The organism is Flavobacterium sp., assembly GCF_050696275.1.
In the GTDB taxonomy this organism is placed as follows: domain Bacteria; phylum Bacteroidota; class Bacteroidia; order Flavobacteriales; family Flavobacteriaceae; genus Flavobacterium.
The window spans coordinates 14566-39103 of record NZ_JBOGUT010000021.1 but is presented as its reverse complement, the minus strand read 5'-3'; the positions used below and the strand labels follow the sequence as shown (position 1 = coordinate 39103).

23 protein-coding genes are annotated in these 24538 nt (G+C 36.0%); 13 read left to right on the top strand and 10 right to left on the bottom strand.

Features of this window, described 5'->3' with window-relative positions; translation table 11 throughout:
* Positions 1-2 precede the first annotated feature (2 nt).
* From ACRDEC_RS11575 to ACRDEC_RS11555, 5 genes are all read left to right on the top strand, one after another.
* Positions 3-905 carry a ParB/RepB/Spo0J family partition protein gene (locus ACRDEC_RS11575; protein WP_431498507.1) on the top strand — a complete coding sequence of 301 codons (903 nt, stop codon included), beginning with the start codon at positions 3-5 and terminating at the stop codon, positions 903-905.
* Positions 905-1465, top strand: coding sequence for a DUF5683 domain-containing protein (locus ACRDEC_RS11570; RefSeq protein WP_431498506.1), 561 nt, complete (start codon positions 905-907; stop codon positions 1463-1465). Before ACRDEC_RS11575 ends, ACRDEC_RS11570 begins: the two co-directional genes overlap by 1 nt.
* Positions 1466-1523: 58 nt before the next feature.
* Positions 1524-2228, top strand: a complete 705-nt coding sequence (gene dapB / locus ACRDEC_RS11565; RefSeq protein ID WP_431498505.1) for a 4-hydroxy-tetrahydrodipicolinate reductase — start codon at positions 1524-1526, stop codon at positions 2226-2228.
* Between the two features lie 82 nt (positions 2229-2310).
* Positions 2311-3861 carry a signal peptidase I gene (gene lepB / locus ACRDEC_RS11560; RefSeq protein ID WP_431498504.1) on the top strand — a complete coding sequence of 517 codons (1551 nt, stop codon included), beginning with the start codon at positions 2311-2313 and terminating at the stop codon, positions 3859-3861.
* Between the two features lie 29 nt (positions 3862-3890).
* Positions 3891-4502, top strand: a complete 612-nt coding sequence (locus ACRDEC_RS11555; RefSeq protein ID WP_431498503.1) for a WbqC family protein — start codon at positions 3891-3893, stop codon at positions 4500-4502.
* 244 nt (positions 4503-4746) lie between these two features.
* Here the strand turns inward: ACRDEC_RS11555 and ACRDEC_RS11550 are convergent, their stop codons facing one another.
* From ACRDEC_RS11550 to ACRDEC_RS11510, 9 genes are all read right to left on the bottom strand, one after another.
* Complete coding sequence (locus ACRDEC_RS11550; protein WP_431498502.1) at positions 4747-5799, bottom strand: endonuclease/exonuclease/phosphatase family protein; 1053 nt, start codon at positions 5797-5799, stop codon at positions 4747-4749.
* Between the two features lie 60 nt (positions 5800-5859).
* On the bottom strand, positions 5860-6744 hold the full coding sequence (locus ACRDEC_RS11545; protein WP_431498501.1) for a rhomboid family intramembrane serine protease: 885 nt from the start codon (positions 6742-6744) through the stop codon (positions 5860-5862).
* An 18-nt stretch (positions 6745-6762) separates the two neighbouring features.
* Positions 6763-7569 carry a rhomboid family intramembrane serine protease gene (locus ACRDEC_RS11540; protein ID WP_431498500.1) on the bottom strand — a complete coding sequence of 269 codons (807 nt, stop codon included), beginning with the start codon at positions 7567-7569 and terminating at the stop codon, positions 6763-6765.
* A complete protein-coding gene (mutL, locus tag ACRDEC_RS11535; protein ID WP_431498499.1) occupies positions 7566-9413 on the bottom strand; it encodes a DNA mismatch repair endonuclease MutL in 1848 nt (615 codons plus the stop codon). Before mutL ends, ACRDEC_RS11540 begins: the two co-directional genes overlap by 4 nt.
* 249 nt (positions 9414-9662) lie before the next feature.
* A complete protein-coding gene (locus ACRDEC_RS11530) occupies positions 9663-10142 on the bottom strand; it encodes a hypothetical protein (protein ID WP_431498498.1) in 480 nt (159 codons plus the stop codon).
* 42 nt (positions 10143-10184) lie between these two features.
* On the bottom strand, positions 10185-11720 hold the full coding sequence (locus tag ACRDEC_RS11525) for a SusD/RagB family nutrient-binding outer membrane lipoprotein (RefSeq protein ID WP_431498497.1): 1536 nt from the start codon (positions 11718-11720) through the stop codon (positions 10185-10187).
* A gap of 11 nt (positions 11721-11731) precedes the next feature.
* Positions 11732-14785, bottom strand: coding sequence for a SusC/RagA family TonB-linked outer membrane protein (locus tag ACRDEC_RS11520; protein ID WP_431498496.1), 3054 nt, complete (start codon positions 14783-14785; stop codon positions 11732-11734).
* Positions 14786-14952: 167 nt separating this feature from the next.
* Entirely contained in the window at positions 14953-15525 is a 573-nt protein-coding gene (ribH, locus tag ACRDEC_RS11515) for a 6,7-dimethyl-8-ribityllumazine synthase (RefSeq protein ID WP_431498495.1), read from the bottom strand.
* Positions 15526-15599: 74 nt separating this feature from the next.
* Positions 15600-16391, bottom strand: coding sequence for a tetratricopeptide repeat protein (locus ACRDEC_RS11510; protein WP_431498494.1), 792 nt, complete (start codon positions 16389-16391; stop codon positions 15600-15602).
* Positions 16392-16531: 140 nt separating this feature from the next.
* On the opposite strand from ACRDEC_RS11510, the gene recF reads away from it, so the two are divergent.
* The 8 genes from recF to ACRDEC_RS11470 all read left to right on the top strand — a co-directional run bounded on the left by recF (position 16532) and on the right by ACRDEC_RS11470 (position 23456).
* Positions 16532-17611, top strand: a complete 1080-nt coding sequence (recF, locus tag ACRDEC_RS11505) for a DNA replication/repair protein RecF (protein WP_431498493.1) — start codon at positions 16532-16534, stop codon at positions 17609-17611.
* A gap of 30 nt (positions 17612-17641) precedes the next feature.
* Positions 17642-18358 carry a thioredoxin domain-containing protein gene (locus ACRDEC_RS11500; protein ID WP_431498492.1) on the top strand — a complete coding sequence of 239 codons (717 nt, stop codon included), beginning with the start codon at positions 17642-17644 and terminating at the stop codon, positions 18356-18358.
* A gap of 2 nt (positions 18359-18360) precedes the next feature.
* A complete protein-coding gene (locus tag ACRDEC_RS11495; RefSeq protein ID WP_431498491.1) occupies positions 18361-19035 on the top strand; it encodes a DUF2461 domain-containing protein in 675 nt (224 codons plus the stop codon).
* A 55-nt stretch (positions 19036-19090) separates the two neighbouring features.
* Positions 19091-20104: a UDP-N-acetylmuramate dehydrogenase gene (gene murB, locus ACRDEC_RS11490; RefSeq protein ID WP_431498490.1), complete on the top strand. Its 1014-nt coding sequence runs from the start codon at positions 19091-19093 to the stop codon at positions 20102-20104.
* A gap of 36 nt (positions 20105-20140) precedes the next feature.
* Positions 20141-20752: an FMN-binding negative transcriptional regulator gene (locus ACRDEC_RS11485; RefSeq protein WP_431498489.1), complete on the top strand. Its 612-nt coding sequence runs from the start codon at positions 20141-20143 to the stop codon at positions 20750-20752.
* 82 nt (positions 20753-20834) lie between these two features.
* Positions 20835-21947 (top strand): glycosyltransferase, encoded by a 1113-nt coding sequence (locus ACRDEC_RS11480; protein ID WP_431498488.1) that lies wholly within the window; start codon positions 20835-20837, stop codon positions 21945-21947.
* The gene (locus tag ACRDEC_RS11475) at positions 21938-22486 is read left to right on the top strand and encodes an RNA polymerase sigma factor (RefSeq protein ID WP_431498487.1); all 549 of its coding nucleotides are present in this window, start codon (positions 21938-21940) and stop codon (positions 22484-22486) included. Before ACRDEC_RS11480 ends, ACRDEC_RS11475 begins: the two co-directional genes overlap by 10 nt.
* A 151-nt stretch (positions 22487-22637) precedes the next feature.
* Positions 22638-23456, top strand: coding sequence for an energy transducer TonB (locus ACRDEC_RS11470; protein WP_431498486.1), 819 nt, complete (start codon positions 22638-22640; stop codon positions 23454-23456).
* A 62-nt stretch (positions 23457-23518) separates the two neighbouring features.
* Here ACRDEC_RS11470 and ACRDEC_RS11465 read toward each other — a convergent pair whose 3' ends face one another.
* A complete protein-coding gene (locus ACRDEC_RS11465; protein ID WP_431498485.1) occupies positions 23519-24313 on the bottom strand; it encodes a hypothetical protein in 795 nt (264 codons plus the stop codon).
* Positions 24314-24538 lie beyond the last annotated feature (225 nt).

The following is a 24538-nucleotide window of genomic DNA, read 5'->3' as shown; positions in this document are numbered from 1 at the left end:
ATATGGCACAAGCGGTGAAAAAACAAGCAATGGGAAGAGGACTGTCAGCTTTACTGAAAGATCCTGAAAATGATATTAAATCAGTAACCGATAAAAATGCAGACAAAGTTGTAGGAAACATCATCGAGCTTGAAATAGAAGCTATCGAAATCAATCCTTTTCAGCCAAGAACAAATTTTAACGAAGAATCATTACAGGAATTAGCTACTTCTATCCGTGAGTTAGGAGTAATTCAGCCTATTACGGTTCGTAAAATGGACTTTAACAAATACCAGTTAATTTCTGGGGAACGTCGTTTGCGTGCTTCTAAAATTGTGGGTTTAACTACTGTTCCTGCTTACATCCGTTTAGCCGATGACAATGAATCTTTGACTATGGCTTTGGTTGAAAACATTCAACGTCATGATCTTGACCCTATTGAAATCGCTTTATCATACCAGCGTTTAATTGACGAAATTCAATTAACCCAAGAGCAAATGAGTGACCGTGTGGGTAAAAAACGTTCAACAGTCGCTAATTACCTGCGTTTATTAAAATTAGACCCAATTATTCAAACAGGAATACGTGACGGATTTATCTCGATGGGTCATGGACGTGCTATCATCAACGTGGAAAGCCATGATGTTCAGACGGATATATACCAAAAGATCGTAAGTCAGAACCTATCAGTACGTGAAACGGAAGCTTTAGTGAAAAACTATCAGGAAGGGGCAAAACCAAAAACAGATTCAGCAGCAAAATCAGTATCATCTTTTGATATTGATGACTCAGAAGTAAAATCAATCAATGATTATTTTGGTGCTAAAGTAGATGTTAAAGTTGCCGGAAACGGTAAAGGAAAAATCACGATCCCTTTCCAATCTGAAGAAGACTTCAATCGTATAATCAAACTGATAAAAGGTTAGTGAAGAATTGGCTCTACATATTACTTTTTTGTACCGTTTCCGGGAATTTTTCCGGATTTAGTCAAGAGGAATTAAAACTGATAGCCACTGACACCGTTCATACCGAAATTAACCCTTTGGCTCCTGCCAAAGCTGCTTTTTTTTCAGCTCTTTTACCGGGGTTAGGTCAGGCATACAATAAAAAATACTGGAAAATCCCCATTGTTTATGCGGCAATGGGAACAGGTATCTATGCTTATGCTTGGAACAAAAAGAAGTATAACGAGTACCGTGATGCTTACAAACAGCGTATTCTTTTAGGTGATGCCAGCACCGATCAGTTTCAGGGAATCCTATCGGAATCACGATTGGTAGACGCGCAAAAATTTCACCAGAGAAATAAAGACTTATCTTTATTAATAACTACAGGATTGTATATTTTAAATATCATTGATGCTAATGTTGATGCACACTTACAGCAATTTAACGTAAACGGAAAATTGACAGTAAGACCTGAAATTCAACAAAACGAATTCACTTACAAACAAAATCTGGCGCTAACTTTAAATTATCAATTTTAGATAAAAAGGCAGAAATACCTATTTTTAGGTTAGCAGATAAATTCAAAAACAAGGAATAATGAAAATTGCGCTTTTAGGATATGGCAAAATGGGTAAAGTAATTGAACGAATTGCTTTAGAACGCGGACATGAAATTGTGTTACGAAAATCAAGTACTGATACTTATGACGGACTTTCAGAGGCTGATGTAGCTATCGATTTTAGTGTTCCAGACAGTGCGGTCAGTAATATTTCAGCATGTTTGAATGCCACTATTCCTGTAGTGTGCGGAACCACGGGCTGGTTAGAACATTATGATGAAATGACAGCGCTTTGCCATGCAAAAAACGGTAGCTTTATTTACGGATCCAATTTTAGTCTGGGAGTGAATATTTTCTTTGAATTGAATGATTATTTAGCCAAAATGATGTCCGGCTTAAAGCAATACAATGTTTCGATTGAAGAAATTCATCATTTGCAGAAACTGGATGCGCCAAGCGGAACTGCTATTTCATTAGCCAAAGGGATTATGGAGAATTCCGATTATAACAGCTGGACCATGGAAAAACCCGAAGCAAACGAAATTTATATCGATGCAAAGAGGGTAGAAAATGTTCCTGGAACACATAGCATTTTTTACGATTCTGAAGTAGATCAGATTGAAATAAAACATACTGCACACAATCGAGAAGGCTTTGCATTTGGTGCCGTAATCGCTGCAGAGTGGCTTCAAGACAAAAAAGGCGTTTTTACGATGAAAGATGTTTTAAATTTAGGAAAATAATTTTCAGATTATTCTTTTTAAGCGCTACAACTAAAGAATCGCGCCAGTGATTAAAAGCGCAAACGATTAAACTTTTTTAAAGATGACACTATTACAATGGTTTATATTTTTCCTTGTACTTCAAATTGTACATTATTTGGGAACATGGAAACTATACGAGAAAGCAGGCAGAAAATCATGGGAAGCAGGTGTTCCTATTTACAATGCGATTGTTTTAATGAAAATCATCAATCGTCCTACCTGGTGGACCGCTTTGTTATTTGTCCCTATAGTCAATTTGATTATGTTTATTGTAGTTTGGGTGGAAACCTTGAGAAGTTTTAGCAAAAACACTACAAAAGACACGCTTCTTAGTGTTATCACTCTTGGTCTTTATATTTATTATATCAATTATTTTGAAAATGTAGCTTACATAAGAGACCGGAGTTTAGTGGCTGCAACCAAAACAGGAGACACAATCAGCTCTGCGCTTTATGCGATTGTTGTAGCAACCTTAGTTCATACGTATGTTATACAGCCGTTTAATATTCCTTCTTCCTCATTAGAAAAAACATTATTGATTGGTGATTTTCTTTTTGTGAGTAAATACAATTATGGAGCGAGAACACCAGAAACAGCAATTGCTTTGCCTATGGTTCATGACAGCATTCTATTTGTAGGAACCAAATCGTACTTAAGCTGGCCACAATTACCATCGTTCCGATTTCCGGGACTTCAGGAGATTAAGAGAAATGACATTGTCGTTTTTAACTGGCCGCTGGATACGGTATACAAATTCCATGATCCCCTGCAAAGGCATATTGACAAGCCATTAGACAAACGAACCAATTACGTAAAACGATGTGTGGGTGTTCCGGGTGATAATCTTTCCATCAAAAATGGGGATGTGTATATTGACAATAAAAAACTAATTTTCCCTGAAAGAGCCAAACTGCAATATTCTTATACTGTGGTTACTGATGGTTCAGCTTTAGATCCGAAATACATCACGGAAGATTTACAGATTACGGACAGAATCCTTGCTACAGGTCGTTCAAACGAATATCTTTTTACAGCAGTAACAGAAAAGTCTGCAGAAAGATTAAGGAAAAACCCATTTATAAAATCAATTGTAAAAAACAACAGCACTAAAACAGACCCAAGGATGTTTCCACACAATCAGACTTGGAATCAGGATAATTTTGGCCCGATATATATACCGAAAGAGGGAAAGACCGTGCTTTTGAACAAAGAAATGCTGCCGTTTTACAGAAGACTGATTACGGAATACGAGCATAACACACTGGAGGAAAAAGGAGGTCAGATATTTGTTAACGGCAAGCCAGCCATTAACTATACCTTCCAGCAGGATTATTACTGGATGATGGGAGACAACCACCATAATTCGGAGGACAGCCGTTTTTGGGGATTTGTCCCTTATGACCATGTAGTGGGAAAACCCGTTTTTATCTGGTGGAGTATTGACCCGAATCTTACCTGGTCGAGCCCCATAAAAAAAATCCGTTGGAACAGATTGTTCTCTACTGTTGGCGGAAACGGACAACCGGTTTCGTATTTCAAGTATTTTCTACTTCTTTTAGCAATATGGTTTGGGGTTGATTATTTTAGACAGAAGAGAATTAAAAACGATTAATTTTATAGATTCAATTATTCGAAACAGACATGGACATTTTATTACATCCGACATATTTTCCATCTATAAGTCATTTTGTGGCGATGGCAAAAGCAGAATCGATCACTTTTGAGATGGAAGACAACTTCCAGAAACAAACCAACAGGAACAGGATGTATATTTACAGTCCGAATGGAATCCAACTGCTGAACATTCCGGTTAAACATCCTAAAGAGGCACATCAGAAGACCAGAGACGTGCGATTAGAGACTGCTTTTGATTGGCAGAAACAGCATTTCAAATCGTTAGAGGCTGCGTATAGAACTTCTCCGTTTTTTGAATACTACGAAGATACCATTGCTCCTATTTTTACTAAAAAGCATACTTTCTTGATGGATTTAAACTACGAAACCATTGAAGTAATATCCAAATGCCTTGGTTTCCGTTTTGAGCAACAAAAGACCATAGAATATTTTCATGAGGCCGATGGCTTTACCGATTTCCGTGGTTTGGTCAATGGAAAAAAAGATACCAATTCCTTTGAGCCTTATACTCAGGTATTTGAAGAAAAAAACGGTTACCTAAATAATTTAAGCATTCTTGATTTATTGTTTAATGAAGGCCGTTTTGCTTTGGATTATTTAAAAAATCAAACACTTTAACATATCTATTCCCTTACTATTTTGCCAGTTTCCTTTTGCTAAAGTACGAGTCGTTTTGCTAATTACAGAAGGAAAAAAGTGAATTTACCGAAATCATCTGTTATCCGACAAATGCGATTCATGCAGTGTTTGCGTTAGGGATAGTAGTGGAAATCCTGTTGCTTAGGGATTGCTCAACAATCCGGAAGCAGCAGATTGCAACGGATAGCCCGCCCGGAGTTTTACGGAGGGAACGCCCAATACTTTATTCGATAGCTAATCTGGTCATTACAGGCAGGTGATCTGAATTGACAAAATCAGGAAAGTTAGTGAAGCTTTTGACTCTCATATTGTTGCCTGCAAAAATATAATCGATACGGGCCGGGTAATACCTGAAATTATAGGTTTGCCCAAATCCTTTTCCGGCTTGTTCGAAACAATCCTGCAAATCGCCCTTAATTCCTCTGTACACGTATGAAAAAGCGCTGTTATTCATATCACCGCAAATTACCAGCGGATATTTGCACGTTTTTTTGTGTTGCATGATAATCTCTGCCTGCTCTTGCTGTTTTTTGAAAGCTTCGCTGATGCGTTTAAAAATCTGCTGCGATTTTTGCTGGTTGATTCCTTCTACGTTTTCTGAGATCTCGTTGACATCCGGAGAAATTTTGATGGACTGTAGGTGGATGTTATAGATCCGAACGAGGTCTTTCCCTATTTTGATATCGGCAAAAATAGCATCGTTATTGGACTTTGGGAATTCTATTTTTCCTTCATTTACAATGGGAAATTTTGAGAAAATGGCGTTTCCTGTTTTTATTTTATCTCCTTTCATGAAAATAGCACGGTATGGGTAAATTTTCAAATCGATCTTGGCTGAAGCCGAAGTGGAATATTCCTGAATGCAGAGTACATCCGGGTTGTTTTCGTTAACAAAATGGAGAATATCCTGTGCAACGTTGTCCCTTGGAATCCAGTTGAAAAGGTTGAGCAAGCGGACATTGTAGCTCATGACAACAAAATCTTTATCGGATGCTTCTACGTTTTTTGAAGAGAATTTATAGAATTTATTGATAAAGGTGATTCCCATAAGCAGGACGAGCCCGGATAAAATCATCTGGCGCTTGAACTGGATGGCCCAATAGATAAAAAACAGGGCGTTGAGTATTAAAAATAAAGGCAAAATAAGGGTGAGTACCGACAAAAAAGGAAACCATGTTGGTGCCAAAAATGGCAAAACATAGGCAAGGAAAGTCAATACAGTAAGTACTATATTACAGAAAAAGGCGAGTTTATTAAACCAGGAAAGGTTCTTCATTATTCTTTACTTTACTGAATATCAGTACAAATTAACGGTATTTTATCAGAAATTAAAACATTACTTGCCGGCTTTGAAGAGAAATTCCTTCTCATCTGCCGTCAAGCTGTCGTAACCGGACTTGCTTATCTTGTCCAAGATTTCGTCAATTTGTTGCTGGGTTTTGTCTTTTGTTACAATTTTACCAGTAGTTTTAGTAGGGTTAGCCGATTTGGGGTTTCGGTGTACTTTTGTAAAAGGGGTAGATTTTTTGGGAGAAAATAGCATTGTGAACCAATCGAGCATGCCGTTTAATCCGCTGGCCAGATCTGTTCCGTTTTGTAATGCCTTAATATATATAAAACCAAATAATGCTCCGCCAAGATGCGACAGATGTCCTCCGGTATTTTCGAGAGGCAGCTGGATTAAATCAAGAAACAGGAACACTATTGCAATGTGCCAAAGTTTGACATTTCCGATTAAGGCCAAACGAAGGTTCATGTAAGGCTGATAGGTTACAGTGGCAATCAAAATGGCCATGACAGATGCGGAAGCTCCAACCAACAATGTGCTTTGACCAGCTAATACGGGTAAAAACCAATAGCTTGCCATGTAAATAATGCCGCCTAAAATACCTCCCATAATATACAGACCCAACAATTGTTTTTGGGTAAAGAAGGTCGTAAACAACTTTCCGGCAAAATTCAGCATCAGCATATTGAAAAGAAGATGAAAAAAGTTGGCGTGAAAAAATGAATAAGAGATTATTGTCCAAGGCTTCAGCAATAAATCAGCAGGATTATTGGTAAGCCCGACATAATCATGGTATGAAATATGGAAATTGAAAAGTTTCAGTAAAGAAAAAACCACTTCGGGAACAGCAAACAAGATGATATTCCAGAAAATCAATCTGGTAGTCATATCTCCTATTTTGTATTGCATTTTTAAGTCGTCAAGTATGTTCATCTTACTTTTTATTATTGTTTAATTCCAGCGTTTGTGGTCGAATTTTTTGTTTCTCCAGTACAGCATGAGCAACAGACCCGTTAAAGCTCCGCCGATATGCGCAAAATGGGCAACACCGGAACTGAATCCTAACATAGAAGTGCTGAAAATCCCAAAAAATCCATCATATAAAAACATATATATAGGCACAAAATATTTGGCTTTAACAGGAATCGGAATAAACAACAATGACAATTCAGCATCCGGAAACATAAATGCAAAAGCTATTAAAAGTCCATAAATAGCTCCGGAAGCGCCCAATGCAGGTGTTTGAAAATTGGATATCGCCTGAGATAAAACATTAAACTGTTCTTGAGTGCAATGTGCCTTCTCTAAAATTGTTTTTACATTACTGGCTACCATTTGACCTTGCTCATCAAACACTTGTCTCATGTTTGTATTCAGAATGGTTAAAGCATCGGCTTTAGATAAATTTAGCCCTGACAAACTATCTAAAACAGCATGAATCTGGTAATAATTTACTCCGGTATGAACTAAAAAAGCACCTATTCCGCATGATAAATAAAAGAATAAAAACCGTTTCCAGCCCCAAAAATGCTCTAAAATAGAACCGAAAGAAACCAGCGCAAACATATTGAAAGCAATATGCATAATCCCTTCGTGCATAAACATATGCGTGATAGGCTGCCAGAATTTGAAATTAGTATTTTCAAAGTAATACAAAGACAGATAATGCTTTGCATCGGGCACTGCCCAGCTACCTAAGAAAAATAAAATATTAATGATAAGCAATTGCTTAACTGCCGGAGTCATATTATTGATCATATACTGAATTTTTTATCTAAATCTTCCACACTTAACGTGATAAAAGTAGGTTTATTAAATGGTGAAACCGAATTTTCTTTGCAGGCAAATAAACTGTTGACCATATTTTCCTGTTCTTTTTCGGTAAGATAGGTTCCTGTTTTTACAGCCAAGCTTCGAGCCATAGATTTTGCCATACTGTCCATCTGACTGAAGCTGCTTTCCGGAATTTCGTCCTGTAAATCAGAAACCAATTGTTCCAAAACAATAGCTACTTCACTTTCCGCAACTGTAACCGGTAAACCGGAGATCACTACAGAATCCGGATTAATAGCCTCAAAGATAAAACCGGTACTTTCCAATGATTGCTTCAATTCCTGTAGTATTGCCATTTCATTCCCGGAAAAATAAAGCGTTAATGGAAATAAAAGCTGTTGACTGCTAGCCTGATGAATGGTAATGTTTTTTAGAAATTGTTCGTACAAAATACGCTGATGTGCCCGTTGCTGATCAATAATGAGCATTCCTGATTTGATTGGGCTCACAATGTATTTTTTATGGATCTGATAGGTGGACGTAGGTGCTTTTTCTACTTCATTATCTGAAAACAGAGAACTTGTTACAGCTTCCGATTCGAAATGTGTTTCTTCCTGTTCAAAGTTCTCTTTCAGTCCCACATACAGGCTTTCCCAATGTGGCTGGGCTTCTTTTTTCGGCTTAAAGCCAAAGGAAGAACCTCCGATATTTCTTTTCTCTTCCTGAAACGGGTTAAAATTACTATCAACCTGTATTGTAGGTGTTTCCGCTTCTTTATTTTGATAACTGTAAGGTGTGTCAAGGTTGAAATCCCTTTCGAAATCCAAAATAGGTGCCACATTAAACTGACCCAAACTATGTTTTGTTGCGGAACGTAAAATGGCATACAAAGCATGTTCGTCATCAAACTTAATTTCCGTTTTCGTGGGATGAATATTAATATCAATCGTATGCGTTGGCACCGTTAAATAAAGGAAATAACTTGGCTGTGAACCATCACGCAGCAAACCTTCATAGGCAGACATCACTGCATGGTGCAGGTAACCACTTTTAATAAATCTGTCATTGACGAAAAAGAATTGCTCGCCTCGGTTCTTTTTGGCAAATTCCGGTTTCCCTATAAAACCCTGTATGGACAGAATTTCTGTAGTTTCCTGAATAGGCACTAATTTTTCGTTGGTTTTACCTGCAAAAACATTTACAATACGCTGGCGTAAATTGGATTGAGGCAAATTAAACAATTCACTTCCATTGTGGTACAACGTAAAATGAATGTTGCTGTGTGCCAAAGCAACGCGTTGGAATTCATCAATAATATGACGCAATTCGACTACATCCGATTTCAAAAAGTTACGGCGTGCCGGAATATTAAAAAATAAATTTTTGACTGAAAATGAGGTTCCTTTAGGCAGAACGGAAGGTTCCTGTGCCATAAACTTGCCTCCTTCTATAACAATATGTACTCCCAGTTCTTCTTGGTCTTGTCTGGTTTTCAATTCCACATGAGCAATAGCCGCTATGGAAGCCAGTGCTTCGCCTCGAAAGCCTTTCGTGTGTAAATCAAATAAATCTTCTGCTTTACGGATTTTAGAAGTAGCATGACGTTCGAAGCACATACGTGCATCGGTTACACTCATCCCTTTTCCGTTATCGATAACCTGAACGAGCGTTTTACCAGCCTCTTTACAGATTAGCTTAATATCACTTGCTCCAGCATCAATGGCATTTTCCAGTAGCTCTTTGACTACCGAAGCGGGCCGTTGAACAACTTCACCTGCGGCAATCTGATTCGCAACGTGATCAGGAAGTAATTGAATTATGCTTAACATTAATTTGTTTGTGGTTATCTGGTTATTCTTATTTGGCTATCGCTGATGCAGGACAACCAAAGTTCACAAATTTAAGGAAAAGGTTTTGGTTTTAATAGCCAAGATAATCTTAAAAATTAAAAACTATCTATTGTATATCGGCTTATTTCTTTCGTTTATTCAAAAATTAAAAAACATAAAACATAAAAACACAAAAAAAGCTGTCCTAAATCTCTTTTCGGACAGCTCTTTTATTTATAATCTAAATTGTTAATCGTTAATTTTCACATTGACTGTCTGATCAATAACTGCTCTTCCCTGGCTGGCACTGTAAAATTTAAGTGTTACCGTTTCCATTCCTTCCGGCATGGCATCTGCTATTGTTTCGATATCAAGAGAAGCTGTTGTTTCATCCGGATCGATAACAAAAAAATAACCGTTTCCTCCGAAAAAACCTCCGCCAGCGTCTTCCATAGTATCTAAATCGAATACAAAATCATCTTCATCTGTCGCAGTACCTCCGGCAACTTCGATTCTGATATGCGTTTCAGTCGGAATGGCATAACTCAATTTGAAATCCAATGTTATAGGATCCCCTTCTGTTACAACAATATCTTTTTGGTCTATCGTCACTGTCGGTTTTCCGTCTCTTGCCAATAAATCATCCTCTTTTTCACATGAAAATAAGAATAGCACAGACAATGACAGTGCCGCTGATTTTCCTATATTTTTAATATTATATTTTTTCATTTTTCTTCTTTTTAATTCAATTTTCTGTTAAGAGAATCTAGATTAATTATCCCAAAACACAGGACTGTTAAACGCATCTGCTGTTGTCTGATTTGGAACATTGTTTGTGTTACCTGAATATTCAGAAGCAGGATATAACAATCGGATTGGTTTTGTAGCGCTATTTGTTGTTAATGGCAATGGCAAACCGGATGGAAATCCTGTTCTGGTTAACTCAATCCATGATTCAATACCGTTGATACAATTATTAGCAATCCATTTTTGGGTAATGATGGCTTCAATTTTATTTGCCGAGCCATTCCATCCTATTGTATTCACGCCCGAACTTGCAGTAATATATAAATCTATAGCTGCTGGAGAAGGGAATGGAGGGTTTGGAACTTGTAAAAGTGTAAATGAAGCTCCGATGCCAGATTCGAACAATGCTTTTGCATCACCTGAAAGATATCCTCTTTGCACTGCTTCTGCCTGCAAGAATAAACTTTCTGCAGATTGCATAATAATCATATCCTGATTAGAATTCTTAATGATACCCGGCCCTAAATAAGAAGGCCTTCCGCTGCTTGCGCCTTGCAATACTCCCGTAATTGTTGTTGACCCTGCTGTTCTGGATTGAAACAAACGCAATCTTCTAGGATCAGCTACACTTCTTCCCGGAAGCAAACCTCGCAAGAAATCAGCAGTAAATTTTGACGGACCAATCAATCTGTATGTCGATGTTGGGTCTCCTTGTGGGTCTCTGCCATAAATCGCATAAAAAGGATTCTGTTTCCCATCAGAATTTAAATACCCTGGATTTATTGTCACATTCTCATTAGCAGCTAAAAATTGCGCCCCTGAATTTTGCAGGTTGTTAAATTCCTGAGTTAAATAAGTTTGTGTTGGCGCATCACCTAATTGAGACTGTCTTAAAAGAATACGGAGTTTTAATGTGTTTGCAAAACGTTTCCATTTTTGCATATTCCCTTGCATCATGACATCAAATGTTTCTACAGAACGCACAGTAGTGTCGTCTGTATTATCAATTAAGTCGATTGCCTCATCTAATTCTGCAATCAGCACACGATATGTTGCCATATCATCATCGTACTTAGGAAAAAGGATTTCGGTTCCACGGTGGATTTCAGTATAAGGAAGATCTCCATATAAATCCACTAAATATTGGAAGTAAAAACTCTTTAATACTTTAGAAATAGCCTTATGATAATCCCAATTCTTACCATCTTCATATCTTTCAATATGAGAAAAATTAGCAGTTCTCTGGTAAAGATTATCCCAGATATCATCATAAAACGTAGTAGTAAAGTTGTACCTGAATTCATCATCCAAAGGACTTATAAAATCTGTAGCATTAGCAGACCAGCTTACAGACATGATATTTCCTAATTGATTCATTCTCGTACCAAAAGTTGTTGCTGTAGTCGTTTGCGCTCCAGGCAAAATATTATCAGGAGTTAATTCGGATACTTCCGGATTATTCGGATCCTTATTCACATCAATGTAATCTTCGCACGATACAAATAGCATGACTGCAATTGATGCCGTAAGTAAAACTGTTTTTCTTATTGTTTTTTTCATCGTACTCATTTTTAGAATGCAAGATTAATACTAAAGGTATAAAATTTTGTCGGAGGGGTAAAACTATAACCGGCCATCCCGTTTCCGGTTTCAGGATCATTATAATTTCTGTTTTCTTTCGGTAATACCGTTAATAAATTTCTGCCGCTTATTCCGACATTGAATTTACTCAGACCAAATCTTGAAATTGTTTTTTTAGATAATTCGTAATTTAATGCCACTTCTCTCAGCTTGAATGCAGAAGCATCCAAAACAAAGTTTTCATCAAAATACCCATAATTATCGGTTATATATTCCTGATAACCTGCATAAGATCCGTCACCTCCGGTTGTTACTGTTGTGTTGGTCACACCAGAACCTTCAATGGTTGAACTTGGAAAGATAAAAGGCTGTCTTCCTCCTTCGGCAGATTCAATTGATCTTCCCTGACCGTTAAGTCCTGCAGCTACTGAAGAATAAAAAACATGTCCCGTTCTGTAATCCATCACAGCACTTAAACTTAAATTTTTATATCTAAATTCTGTTGAGAAGTTCAAAATATAATCCGGTGTTGTTTTGCCTAGAATCTGTAATTGCGAGCTTTTTATAGGATCTCCATTAGAATCCAGAACTACTCTTCCCTGATCATCTCTTGTATAGGCATATCCTCTGATTAACGGAAATTCCTGACCTTCTACTGCGTAAATCCCAGGTGTTCCGGATCCTACAATATCAGAATCATCCGTTACTTTTTCTACAATTGTTTTGAATGTAGAATAAGATAACCTTCCATTCCATTCGAAGGTTTCCGTTTTAACTGGCGTAAACCCTAAATCTACTTCAAATGCTTTAGATCTTGTTTCTCCAATGTTGATTAAAGCCTCTCCTACCCCTGTTGTGCTTGACACTGTAGTATTTAGCAATTGGTTTTCATTTCTTGAAATCGTTGCTGCTGCATCCAATGTCAATCTAGGCACCTGTCTGTTAAAAAATTCCAGGTTGATATTAAACTCTGCTGATTTTACAAACTCATTTTCAATATTCTTGCTTACAATTGAATTATTTAAAATAAAAGAATTCAATGGTGTTAAAAAGTAAGGATATCCAGGTGCTCTTACTCCAGTATTGTTAATGGCATGCGGAGCCAATGCACTGGCGTTTCCGACCTTAACATAACTGGCAGAAATTTTTGCTTTGTTCAGCACATTTCCTTTCAAACCTTCAAAAGCTTTAGTTGGGATAAACGCAATACCTGCTGATGGATAAAAGAAACTTGTATTTTTTCTATATAATGTTTTTAGTGACGAATTCCAATCGTTTCTTCCCGTTAAGTTTAAGAACAGATAATCATTATAACCAAAATCAATCTGACCAAAGATTCCTGCAGTTCTTTGTCTGGACTTGGATTCTAGCGGGTTTTGAACATTTGAAATATTATCGAGATCATAATAACCCGCAATGCTTAAATCACGGCCGGATGAACCCACCGAATTGAATTTCTCATCTGTAGCATTCAAACCAACATTCGATTTAAAACTTACTTTTTCTGTCAGATTATAATCAAAATTAACCAGGAAGTCAGTGTAAATTACTCTTCTGTTTGAATTTGCCTGACTGTAAAATGAACGGATTTTTCTGTCTGTTCCCGTCAATTGCAACAAATCAATATACTCGTTAGTAAATGACGTTGTAGTCCCGGATGTATTTCTAACTGAACTTCTTAAAACAAACCCGATGTTATCGTTAAGTGAATATTGTGCTTCACCCATAAATTCATTCACATTGCTGCTACTATCGGTTCTATCGTTCTTCAAACTCCAATACGGGCTATCGTCATACAGTGTCCAGTGGTCTCCATTGTCACCCGAATTAAACATTTGAACAGGAATGTTTCCAGGTGTATTTGAAAGTTCACGATAAGTATCCCCGTTCACTCTTGTCGTTTTATCATTAGAATATCTTGCAATTCCGGATAACATGAATTTCCCTATTTTCTTTCCTCCGCTTAAATTAAAAAAATTCTTTGCTCTTACGTCAGATGGAATAACTCCTTTAAAATCCTGTCTGTTCAGATTTAAGGAAATATAACCGCTCTCTACATTTCCACCAGCAATTGTGATACTGTTTTGTAAATTGACACCTGTATCGAAAAACGGTTTTATATTGTCTTCAATATGCTCATAAGCACCAAATCTCCAATCAGTAGCTAAAGGAAATGGGATACCAATTACCTGAGTAGAGCCGTCATATTCCGGACCCCAGGAACCTTGGTCTGTCCAGTCAAAATCACCTTGCCATCCTTGACCATACCTGTTTTGTGTTTCCGGAAGATAAGCTATCGATTCTGTTGTTACTGATGAAGTAACATCTACAGTCATTTTTTCAGATTTCGTTCCCTTTTTTGTAGTTACAATAATCACACCTGTAGCTCCTCTTTCACCATATAGCGCAGCTCCATTCGCTCCTTTAACCACGTTTATGGATTCTATGGTATTGGGATCAATCGCCGAAAGAACAGAGGCACTTGAAACAATATTGTCAATAACAACCAATGCTTCATTATTTCCTGATATTGATTTTGCTCCTCTCAGTACAATACTTGTATTGGGATTTAATCCTGTAGAAGTGGTTGTTACCTGCAAACCGGAAACCTTTCCTGCTAAACTTTGAATAGCATTAGGATTACTAGCCTGATTCAGCTCTCTTGTTTTGACAACCTGATTGGATGTTGTAATTTCATCGGGCTTTCTTTTAATACCCAAAGCAGTAGTCACTGTGACTTCACCTAATTGCAAGGCGTCCTCAGACAATTTTACATTCATGTTTGCCGAAGCACTTACCTCTTTGGTCTGCATGCCCATAAAGCTAAACACTAGCATTTCTCCTTGGGCAGCCTGAATTTTAAACTTACCGTCAAAATCTGTTTGAACACCTCTGTTGGTGCCTTTGACGACAACATTAACTCCAGGCAAGGGAAGTCCTTTTGGGTCTGTAACGACACCTGACGCATTCTTTTCCTGTGCTAACACTAATTGTGATATTAGTACAAATAACAGCACTAAAAATCGGTTAAACGTTAATTTCATAGATAGTTTTATTTGTTTTAACACAAATATGAGAATAATTTTATTTTATTACCAATAAAATTCTTACAATTATTTTCATAAAATGGATTAACCCAATAGAAACAGCCCATATTTTCTAAACGAATTTAAAAAATATGGGCTGCAAATTATTTTAGACTTTCTATGATTTATTTTTCCAGTCTCTTTTTACTTTCTTCAATTTGATATTGATGTTCTTCTAATAATTTCTGATTATCGAAGTGAAAACGACTGTTGGCCTGCTGTCTTAAAAAGGCCATTTTAATAGCGGCAATGGCTGCCTCTGTTCCCTTGTTTCCGTGTATTCCACCGCTTCTGTCGATAGACTGCTGTTCTGTATTATCTGTCAGCAGACAAAAAATAGTTGGGATGTCGGACAGAACATTCAAGTCTTTGATTCCTTGAGTTACGCCTTCGCAAACAAATTCGAAATGCATAGTTTCTCCTTTGATTACACATCCAATAGTAATTACGCAATCTACATTTTGCGTTTCAATCATTTTCTTGGCGCCGTAAATCAATTCGAAGCTCCCTGGTACATTCCAGCGGATAATGTTTTCAGGAGTAGTTCCGCAATCTAACAAAGCTGCCTCTGCTCCATGGTACAAACCTTCGGTAATTTTATCGTTCCATTCTGAAACAACAATCCCAAACCGAAAGTCTTTCGCGTTTGGGATTGTGTTTTTATCGTAATTTGATAAATTTTTATTTGCTGTAGCCATAATTTAATTAGGAATTTTGAACTACGAATTTAGAAATTTAAAATCCATAATCCTAATTCTTGAATCCCAAATTATTATTGAGCTAATCCAATTAAAGCTTCAACATTCTGAGCTTCCGGAGCTGTATTGAAATTATCTTTAATATCAGTGAAATATTTTAATGCATCTGCTTTCTTACCTAACGACAAAGCAGTTTGTCCGGCTTTTAACAAGAAACGAGGAGTTGTTAATGCATTTTTGTTGCTTTCAGCAGCTTTTACATAAAACTCTAATGCTTGTTCCGGTTTTTTCAATTCAGAGTAAGCATCACCTGTTGCACCAATCGCGATTGCATTTGTGAAAGCATCTTCAGACTTGAATTTTGCCAAATGATCGATAGCTTTTTGGAATTGTTTGGTGTTTAAGAAAGCCATTCCAGCATAATATTCAGCTAAGTTTCCAGCATCGGTACCTGAATGAGATTCGATTATATCAAGGAAACCTTGTTTTCCTTCTCCTCCATTTAAAGCTAAGTTATATAAAGAATCGTTAGCTACATTTCCTTCAACAGCCTGTTTGAAATATTGCTGAGCCTGAAACATGTCGCTTGCTGCTTCGTTTTCTTTTGGTCCTGAAACAAATTTGCTGTACAATAAATAGCCTGCAACAACAAGTGCAATCCCTCCAACTACAGATAAAATGATATTTTGATTTCTCGCAATAAACTCTTCTGTTTTGGAAGCTGTTTCGTCAAGTTTATTAAACACAGTAGCTGTTGCACTGTCTTTTTCATTAATGTTGATGTCTTGTTCTAAATCATCTACATTTTCTAACTTCTCACCTTCCGGTTTTGGAGCTTTATACCCTCTTTTATTATAAGTCGCCATTTATATTTAAATTAGTGAGGTGCAAAAATAAAATTTTTATTGAAAAACAAAACAAGTTTTCACTATATTTTTAATAATTTGCGCCCACAATAAAAATATCCGTTTGCATATCGCTGTAAACAGTCAATCACCAGTATTTTATGTACTTAAAAAAAATCTCATTATTTAATTTCAAAAACTTCGAGGAAGCTGATTTTGAGTTTGAGCATAAAATAAACTGTTTCGTTGGAAAAAACGGCATTGGCAAGACAAATGTCCTCGATGCAATTTATCATTTATCGTTTGGAAAAAGCTATTTTAACACACTTGCTGTTCAAAATATCAAGCATGATGAAGATTTTTTTGTTATTGACGGCGAATTTGAAAAACAGGGACGAACTGAAAATATTCTTTGCAGCCTAAAAAAAGGACAAAAGAAAATCTTGAAACGCAATGGAAAGATCTATGAGAAGTTTTCAGATCATTTGGGTTTTATCCCTTTGGTTATCATTTCCCCAACAGATGCCGATTTGATTCGTGAAGGAAGTGAAACCAGAAGAAAGTTTATTGACAGCGTGATTTCGCAATTGGACAATCACTACTTACAGGAATTAATTCAATACCAAAAAGTGTTGGCTCAGCGTAATGCTTTATTGAAATATTTTGCCGTGAACCGAGTTTTTGAAACAGAAACATTAGAAATTTACAACGAACAGTTAAACACCTTCGGACAAAACATCTTCAAAAAAAGAAAAGAATTTCTTCAGGATTTTATTCCAATTTTCAATTCCTTTTACCAAAACATTTCCAATTCCTCAGAATCTGTCCAGCTTGAATACGAAAGTCAATTAGATTCTCAGGATTTATTATCTCTTTTAAAGGAAAACATCAGCAAAGACAGAGCACTACAATACACAAGTGCTGGGATTCACAAAGACGATTTATCATTCAATATCAGCCATTATCCCATCAAAAAGTTTGGCTCTCAGGGACAGCAAAAATCCTTTTTAATAGCATTAAAACTTGCCCAATTTGAATTTGTAAAAAAACAGAGTGGTGAAAAACCGATTTTGCTTTTTGACGATATCTTCGATAAACTGGACGAAACCCGCGTGGAAAAAATCGTAGCCATGGTCAATAATGACGATTTCGGACAGTTATTCATATCGGACACTCATGCAGACAGAACTGAAAACATTGTAAAATCAACACATCAGAGTTATAAAATATTTAATCTTTAATCCTTACATTAGCTTTAAAATTCAGAATACATGAAATCATTCTTTATACAACTCTTTTTAATTTGTTTTTTAATGACTGGCTGCAACGGTCAGGGTTTGAAAACTGTAGATGTTACGACTTTTGCCGAAAAATTAAAATCAACTGAAAATCCACAATTATTAGATGTAAGAACTCCCGAAGAATACACTACAGAACACATTGATAATGCTGCTAACGTAAATTGGAACGGAGATGATTTCACAACAAAAGCCGAAAAATGTGATAAGAACAAACCTGTTTTTGTATACTGCAAAGTGGGCGGAAGAAGTGCACAAGCCGCAAGTAAGTTACAAGAATTAGGATTTAAAGAAATTTACAATCTTGACGGCGGTATCATGAAATGGAATGCTGCAGGAATGGCCACCCGAGCCGAAGGCGAACAGGGCGGAGCCAAACCAAGCGATAAAATCATTGGTATGTGCTCTCAGGAATTTAATGAGTTGCTAAAATCCGATAAAAAAGTGGTGATTGATTTTTATGCCGAATGGTGTGCGCCATGCAAAAAAATGACTCCTTATCTTATCAAGATGCAGGAAGAGTTAAAAGGTAAAATGACAATAGTCAGATTGGACGCTGACAAGAATAAAACATTGGTTGACACCATGAAATTAGATGGTTTACCAGTAATTATAGTATATGAGAACGGAAAAGAAATCTGGAGAAATTCAGGTTATATTTCGGAAGAAGATTTAAAAAAACACTTGTAGATATGATTTCTAAAGAAGCGATTCAGTTTATTGACGATTTAAAAGCCAATAACAATACCGAATGGATGCATGCCAACAAGAAGTGCTATGAAAATTACAAAAAAGACTACCATCAATTCATAGCATCGATTCTGGAACAGATGAAACCTTTAGACACTTCATTGGATTTACTTGAGGTTAAAAACTGTACTTTTCGCATCAATCGTGACATCCGTTTTTCAAAAGACAAATCGCCTTACAAAACCAACATGGGTGTTTGGCTGACAACTAATAAAAACCGAAAAAACAGCCCTGGATATTACGTCCATTTTGAAAAAGGAAGTTCTTTTATCGCTGGTGGTGTTTGGTGTCCTGAAACTGAAGAATTAAAAAAAATAAGAAAGGAAATCGCTTTCTTTCATGAAGATCTTGATGGAATTGTAACTAATCCAACATTCAAAAAGGAATTTGGAGAAATAACACGAGACGAAAGCAGTGTTCTGAAAAAAGCCCCAAAAGGTTATGAACCGAATCATCCTGCGATTGAGTTTTTGAAATTGAAGAGTTTTACCTGCTCGCAGAAAATTGACGACGCCTTGTTTTTGGATAAAGATTTTTCAAAGAAAATCGCTCAGAAACTAATCGTTATAAAACCTTTGAATGAATTTTTAAATCGCGCTTTAGAAACTGACGACTAAAATTCCGTTTCAACGATTGATTTCAATATAAATAATTTTAAATTCTGATATCTAAATGCAGATTCAACATAATTTTTCTTTAAAAAAACACAACACTTTTGGCATTGAAGCCAAAGCCAGACAATTTGCAGCTGTGCATTCCCTCGCAGATTTGAAAACCGTTTTGGAAGAAAATCCAAACGAGAAAAAATTTGTTTTAGGCGGCGGAAGCAATATGCTCTTAACGCAGGATATTGATGCACTTGTGATTCACGTTGATTTAAAAGGAAAAGAGATTTTAAAGCAAGACGATAATTTTGTCTGGGTAGAAAGCCAAGCTGGCGAAAACTGGCACGAATTTGTTCTTTGGACCATCAATCAGAATTTTGGCGGATTGGAAAACATGTCCCTGATTCCCGGAAACGTAGGCACAACGCCTGTTCAGAATATTGGCGCTTACGGCACCGAAATGAAAGACACTTTTGTTTCTTGCGACGCTATGAATATTGTTTCGCATGAAATGAGAACATTTACCAAAGAGGATTGTAATTTCGGTTATCGTGAAAGTATTTTTAAACACGAAGCGAAAGACCAATACATCATCACTTCGGTAATTTTTAAATTGACAAAAAACAATCATAAAATAAACACTTCTTACGGTGATATCATCAAAGAACTGGAAAGCAAAAACATAACAAATCCAAGTCTTAAAGATGTGAGTAATGCTGTAATTGCCATCCGTCAGAGTAAATTACCGGATCCGAAAGAATTAGGCAATAGCGGAAGTTTCTTCAAAAACCCAATCATTTCAAGAACATTATTCAATGAAGTGAAAGAAAAATTTCCTGAAATAAAACATTATGACGTTTCCGAAACAGAAGTAAAAGTCCCAGCTGGCTGGTTAATTGAACAAGCTGGTTTTAAAGGAAAACGTTTTGGTGATGCTGGAATTCATAAAAATCAAGCACTGGTTTTGGTTAATTATGGTAATGCCACAGGCCAAGAAATTTTGAACGTTTCAAAAGACATTCAAAAAACCATCTTTGAAAAGTACGGAATCGCTATTGAAGCAGAAGTGAATGTGATTTAGATAAAAAACAAGCAATCAAGCATTACAAATCAGCTTATGTATATTCCTGACATTTATAAAAACGAAAACCAAGAAGAAATTCAAAATTTCATTCACGAAAACAGCTTTGCAATTTTGGTGAATCAAACTGACGGGAAGCTTTGGGCTACACATATTCCTTTAATTCTGGATAAAAACGAAGCTGGGAAAGACATTCTTGTTGGCCATGTTTCCAAAGAAAATCCACAAGCAGGAAGTTTCTCAGAAAATGCCGAAGTTTTAGCTATTTTTTCGGGACCACATACTTACGTTTCTTCATCTTGGTATGATCACGAAAATGTTCCAACGTGGAATTATTTAGCCGCTCATATTTACGGAAAAGTAAAAGTCCTAAATCATGACGAAGCAGTTGGATCTTTAAAAAAACTGGTCGACAAGTACGAGAAGAAATCCAAAACCCCACTCAGAGTAGAAGATTTATCCAAAAAAACCATGATGCAGGCTTGTGGCATTATTGCTTTTGAAATTGAAATCACATCAGTGGAAGCTGTAAAAAAACTATCCCAAAACAGAGATAAAAAGAACTACGATAATATCATTTCCGAATTAGAAAACATAGGAGATTTAAATTCAAAACAAATGGCCGACGAGATGAGAAAAAACAAATAATATATAATTTTATAATTATAAATTATCAATTGTAGATTATCAATTAATAACTACATTTGCACCATCAATTTTTACTGGTTTTATGGAGCAATTTTTACTCATTTTACTTTACATTTTCACCACGATTACTTTTATCCAAGTGATTTACTACGGCCTGATTTTTGGTAAATTCTCGTTACTAAAACCTCAGACAAACACTCCGAAACACCTTTCTGTATCCGTAATTGTGTGTGCTAAAAACGAAGAAGAAAACGTAAAAAAATTCATTCCGCTTCTGGCAAACCAAAACTATTCCAATTTTGAAATCATATTGATTGATGATGCTTCCAGAGATGAAACATTGGAAGTTTTTGAGCAGTTTGAAAAGCAATACTCCAATATAAAATTAGTAAAAGTAGAAAATAACGAAGCCTTTTGGGGAAATAAAAAATTCGCTTTAACACTTGGAATCAAAGCAGCTACAAAAGAATATTTACTTTTTATTGATGCTGATTGTTATCCAAATTCACCTGACTGGATTTACGAAATGACTTCACATTTCACATTACACAAAACCATTGTTTTAGGTTATGGTGCTTATGAGAAAGAGCATGGATTTTTGAATAAAATTATTCGTTTTGAAACGCTATTAACTGCCACACAATATTTTTCCTGGGCAAAATTAGGCAAGCCTTATATGGGTGTCGGAAGAAATTTGGCTTATAAGAAAGAGGAGTTTTTTAATGCAAACGGTTTTGTTCATCACATGAAAATCCGTTCTGGAGACGATGATTTATTTATCAACGAAACAGCTACAAAAGAAAAAACTGCAATTACTTATAACGAAGAAAGTTTTACTTATTCCAAAGCAAAAACTACTTTTGGAGGCTGGTTCATGCAAAAGCGCAGACATGCTTCGACTGCAAAATATTATAAAAAATTCGACAAAATGCAATTAGGGCTGTTTTATTTGTCTCAATTGTTATTTTTATTATTACCTATTGTTTTATTGGCTTTTCAATTTCAATGGATCATTGTTTTAGCCCTTATCTTTATCCGATACTTGATTAGTTGGTTATCACTGGGATTTTCGGCAGGGAAGCTAAAAGAAAAAGATGTGATGTATTGGTATCCGATTTTAGAAATAATACTTATATTCACACAGTTAAATGTGTTTTTTAGAAATATTTTTTCAAAACCAGTCACTTGGAAATAAGAAAACAAATAGAAAAAGCAAAATTAGGCGACCAGGTTGCTTTCACTTTTCTTCTCGATAAATATTGGAACGAAGTATATGGTTTTATGCTGCAGCGTACGGAAAATGAAGCCGATGCCGAAGATATTACCATTGAAACTTTTTCGAAAGCTTTTGATAAAATAGCTACATACAATCCTGAATTCCAATTCAATACATGGCTTATTGCTATTGCAAAAAATGTTCATATTGACTTGCTTCGGAAAAAAAAATCATCCCTTTTTATTGACATCACGGACGAAGAAGATCATATTGCCTATAATGTTGCCGATTCTTCTCCTTCCGCAGAAGATAAATTAATCACGGAACAAAATTTATCCCGATTACTGCAATTTATCAAAGAATTGAAACCCGCTTACCAAGAAGTGATTCAAATGCGTTATTTTCAGGAAATGAGTTATCAGGAAATTGCCGATGAAGTCAACGAACCTCTTAATAACGTGAAAATCAAATTATTGAGAGCAAAAAAACTACTTGCAGAGATTATTTCAAAATCTTAATTTTTCATTTATTACAATCTTCTATTGCATAAAAATTAATTATTTTATTAATTTTTTGCTTTATTTTTCGTTTTAACAAAATTTTGGCACGGTTTTTTCTTGTTCTTATTCAGAACCCGAGAAAATTATTAATTATAAAACTAAAAAGATTATGTCAAAATTGAACATTAACAAAAACGAATGGTTGGAGTTGGTTTTTGAAGGAAAAAACAAAGAGTACGGAGCTTACAAATTACGCCAAGAAGACGGAAAGACAACCATGAAGGCTTTCTTCAGCGCATTAGCTTTATTAGCCGGCCTAGCCTCGTTGCCTATGATTTTAAGCTCATTCGACAAACCGATAGTAACAAAACCAATTGACACTGACGGTCCTATAACAGTAGTTGATGTAGTACTCCCACCAAAAAAATCGGAGCCTGCACATCCTAAAACAGCTGTTAAAAATACAGCCCCAAAACCACCTGTTAAATTTGTAACTCCCGTAGTTGTGAAACAAGAAGACGCTCCACAAACGGAAGTTCCAAAAAATGAAGATTTGCCAAAAACGCCATCAACAAACACAGATACTCCCGGAACTGGAACAGGACCTCAAACAGGTGGTAACACTGGTGGTCCAGCAACGGATGATCCTGGAACAGAATTAGATCCTATCGCTATTTTACCCTCGGCGGTGTTAGAAAAAAACCCAAATTTCCCTGGTGGAATAGCCGAGTTCTTAAAAATTGTAGGAAATAAATTTGAAGCTCCTTCCATTGAAGAAGAAAGAACAGTAAAAGTTATTGTGTTCTTTGTAGTTGAAAAAGACGGAAGCCTAACGAACATTAACGTCCCAAGAAGCCCTGGGTATGGATTAGACAAAGAAGCCATCCGAGTTTTAAAATCTATTAAAACCAAATGGGAACCCGGAATTTACAAAGGAAAACCGGTAAGAACTTCTTATTCTCTGCCAATTATAGTTAAAATGCAGTAAAAAGATAAGACCATAAAAAAAAGGTGTTTGATTGTCAAACACCTTTTTTTGATTTAATTCTATTATTCAGACCAATACACAAGGTTAACAATTATAACTCCATTCGAATTGACCAAACCATCTGAAAGAGTCACCTCTTCAGATGAAGTTCCGCTCCAATAACCATTATACGAATCGAATAAATAAGTTCCAGCAGGTAAATTATCAAAACAATTTCCATCTTGATTCGTTGGATAAATATATTCTCCCGTAGCTAAATTTTGTGCGTAGAAGCCGTGTAAATCAGATCCTGACACCGGATTCCCTAAATAATCCACGGTCTGTATGCAAACGTCATATTGTTTAACAACTTGCTTTAGCAACTCAATTTTAACAATAACCTGAGCCGCTTTATCATTTTGAGCAGTCAAAACATTCCTAACTTGAGGAACATAAGTAAGCGCTGCATTAGGATTGTTATGGTCTAAAACATCAATAATTTGACTGGTAAGATACATCAAATCATCATTCAGGCTTACCAAATCCGAAGTCAACACATCAATTTCCTGAGTGGAAAAAGGAGTAGCAGAAGCATTTTTTGCCAAATCCATAAAGTAAAGAACATCGTCAGAATTATTTTGCACTGAAGCCACTTGCTCATACATTTTATCATTAAACAAAACCGCATTTGGATTTCCAATTACCGAAATTTCTTTTACCAGCTGATTTACTGCTTTATCAGCAGCCACAACACCTTGCTTAATTTTTTCAGCAGATTGAATACCTGAATTTAAATTTTGTTCCGTTGTTGATTGTCCAAAAACCTGTCCAAGGGCAAAAACAGTTAGTGCAAACACATAAAGAATAGTCTTTTTCATAATTTTATTTTATAGGTTAATATTCCTACAAATTTAATTTAAAATTCCAATTTTGGTTAAATTGAATCTTTTATTAAATTATTAAATAAACAAACTGTTTTCTCTTGTATTTTAACTTCTGACACGAATACAAATGATACAAATTTAACCTCTCTGTAACTTTGTTTTGCTATTAGAGCGAAAAGTCAAAAAATTCATAAAACTCAATTCAATAATCTTTTAATC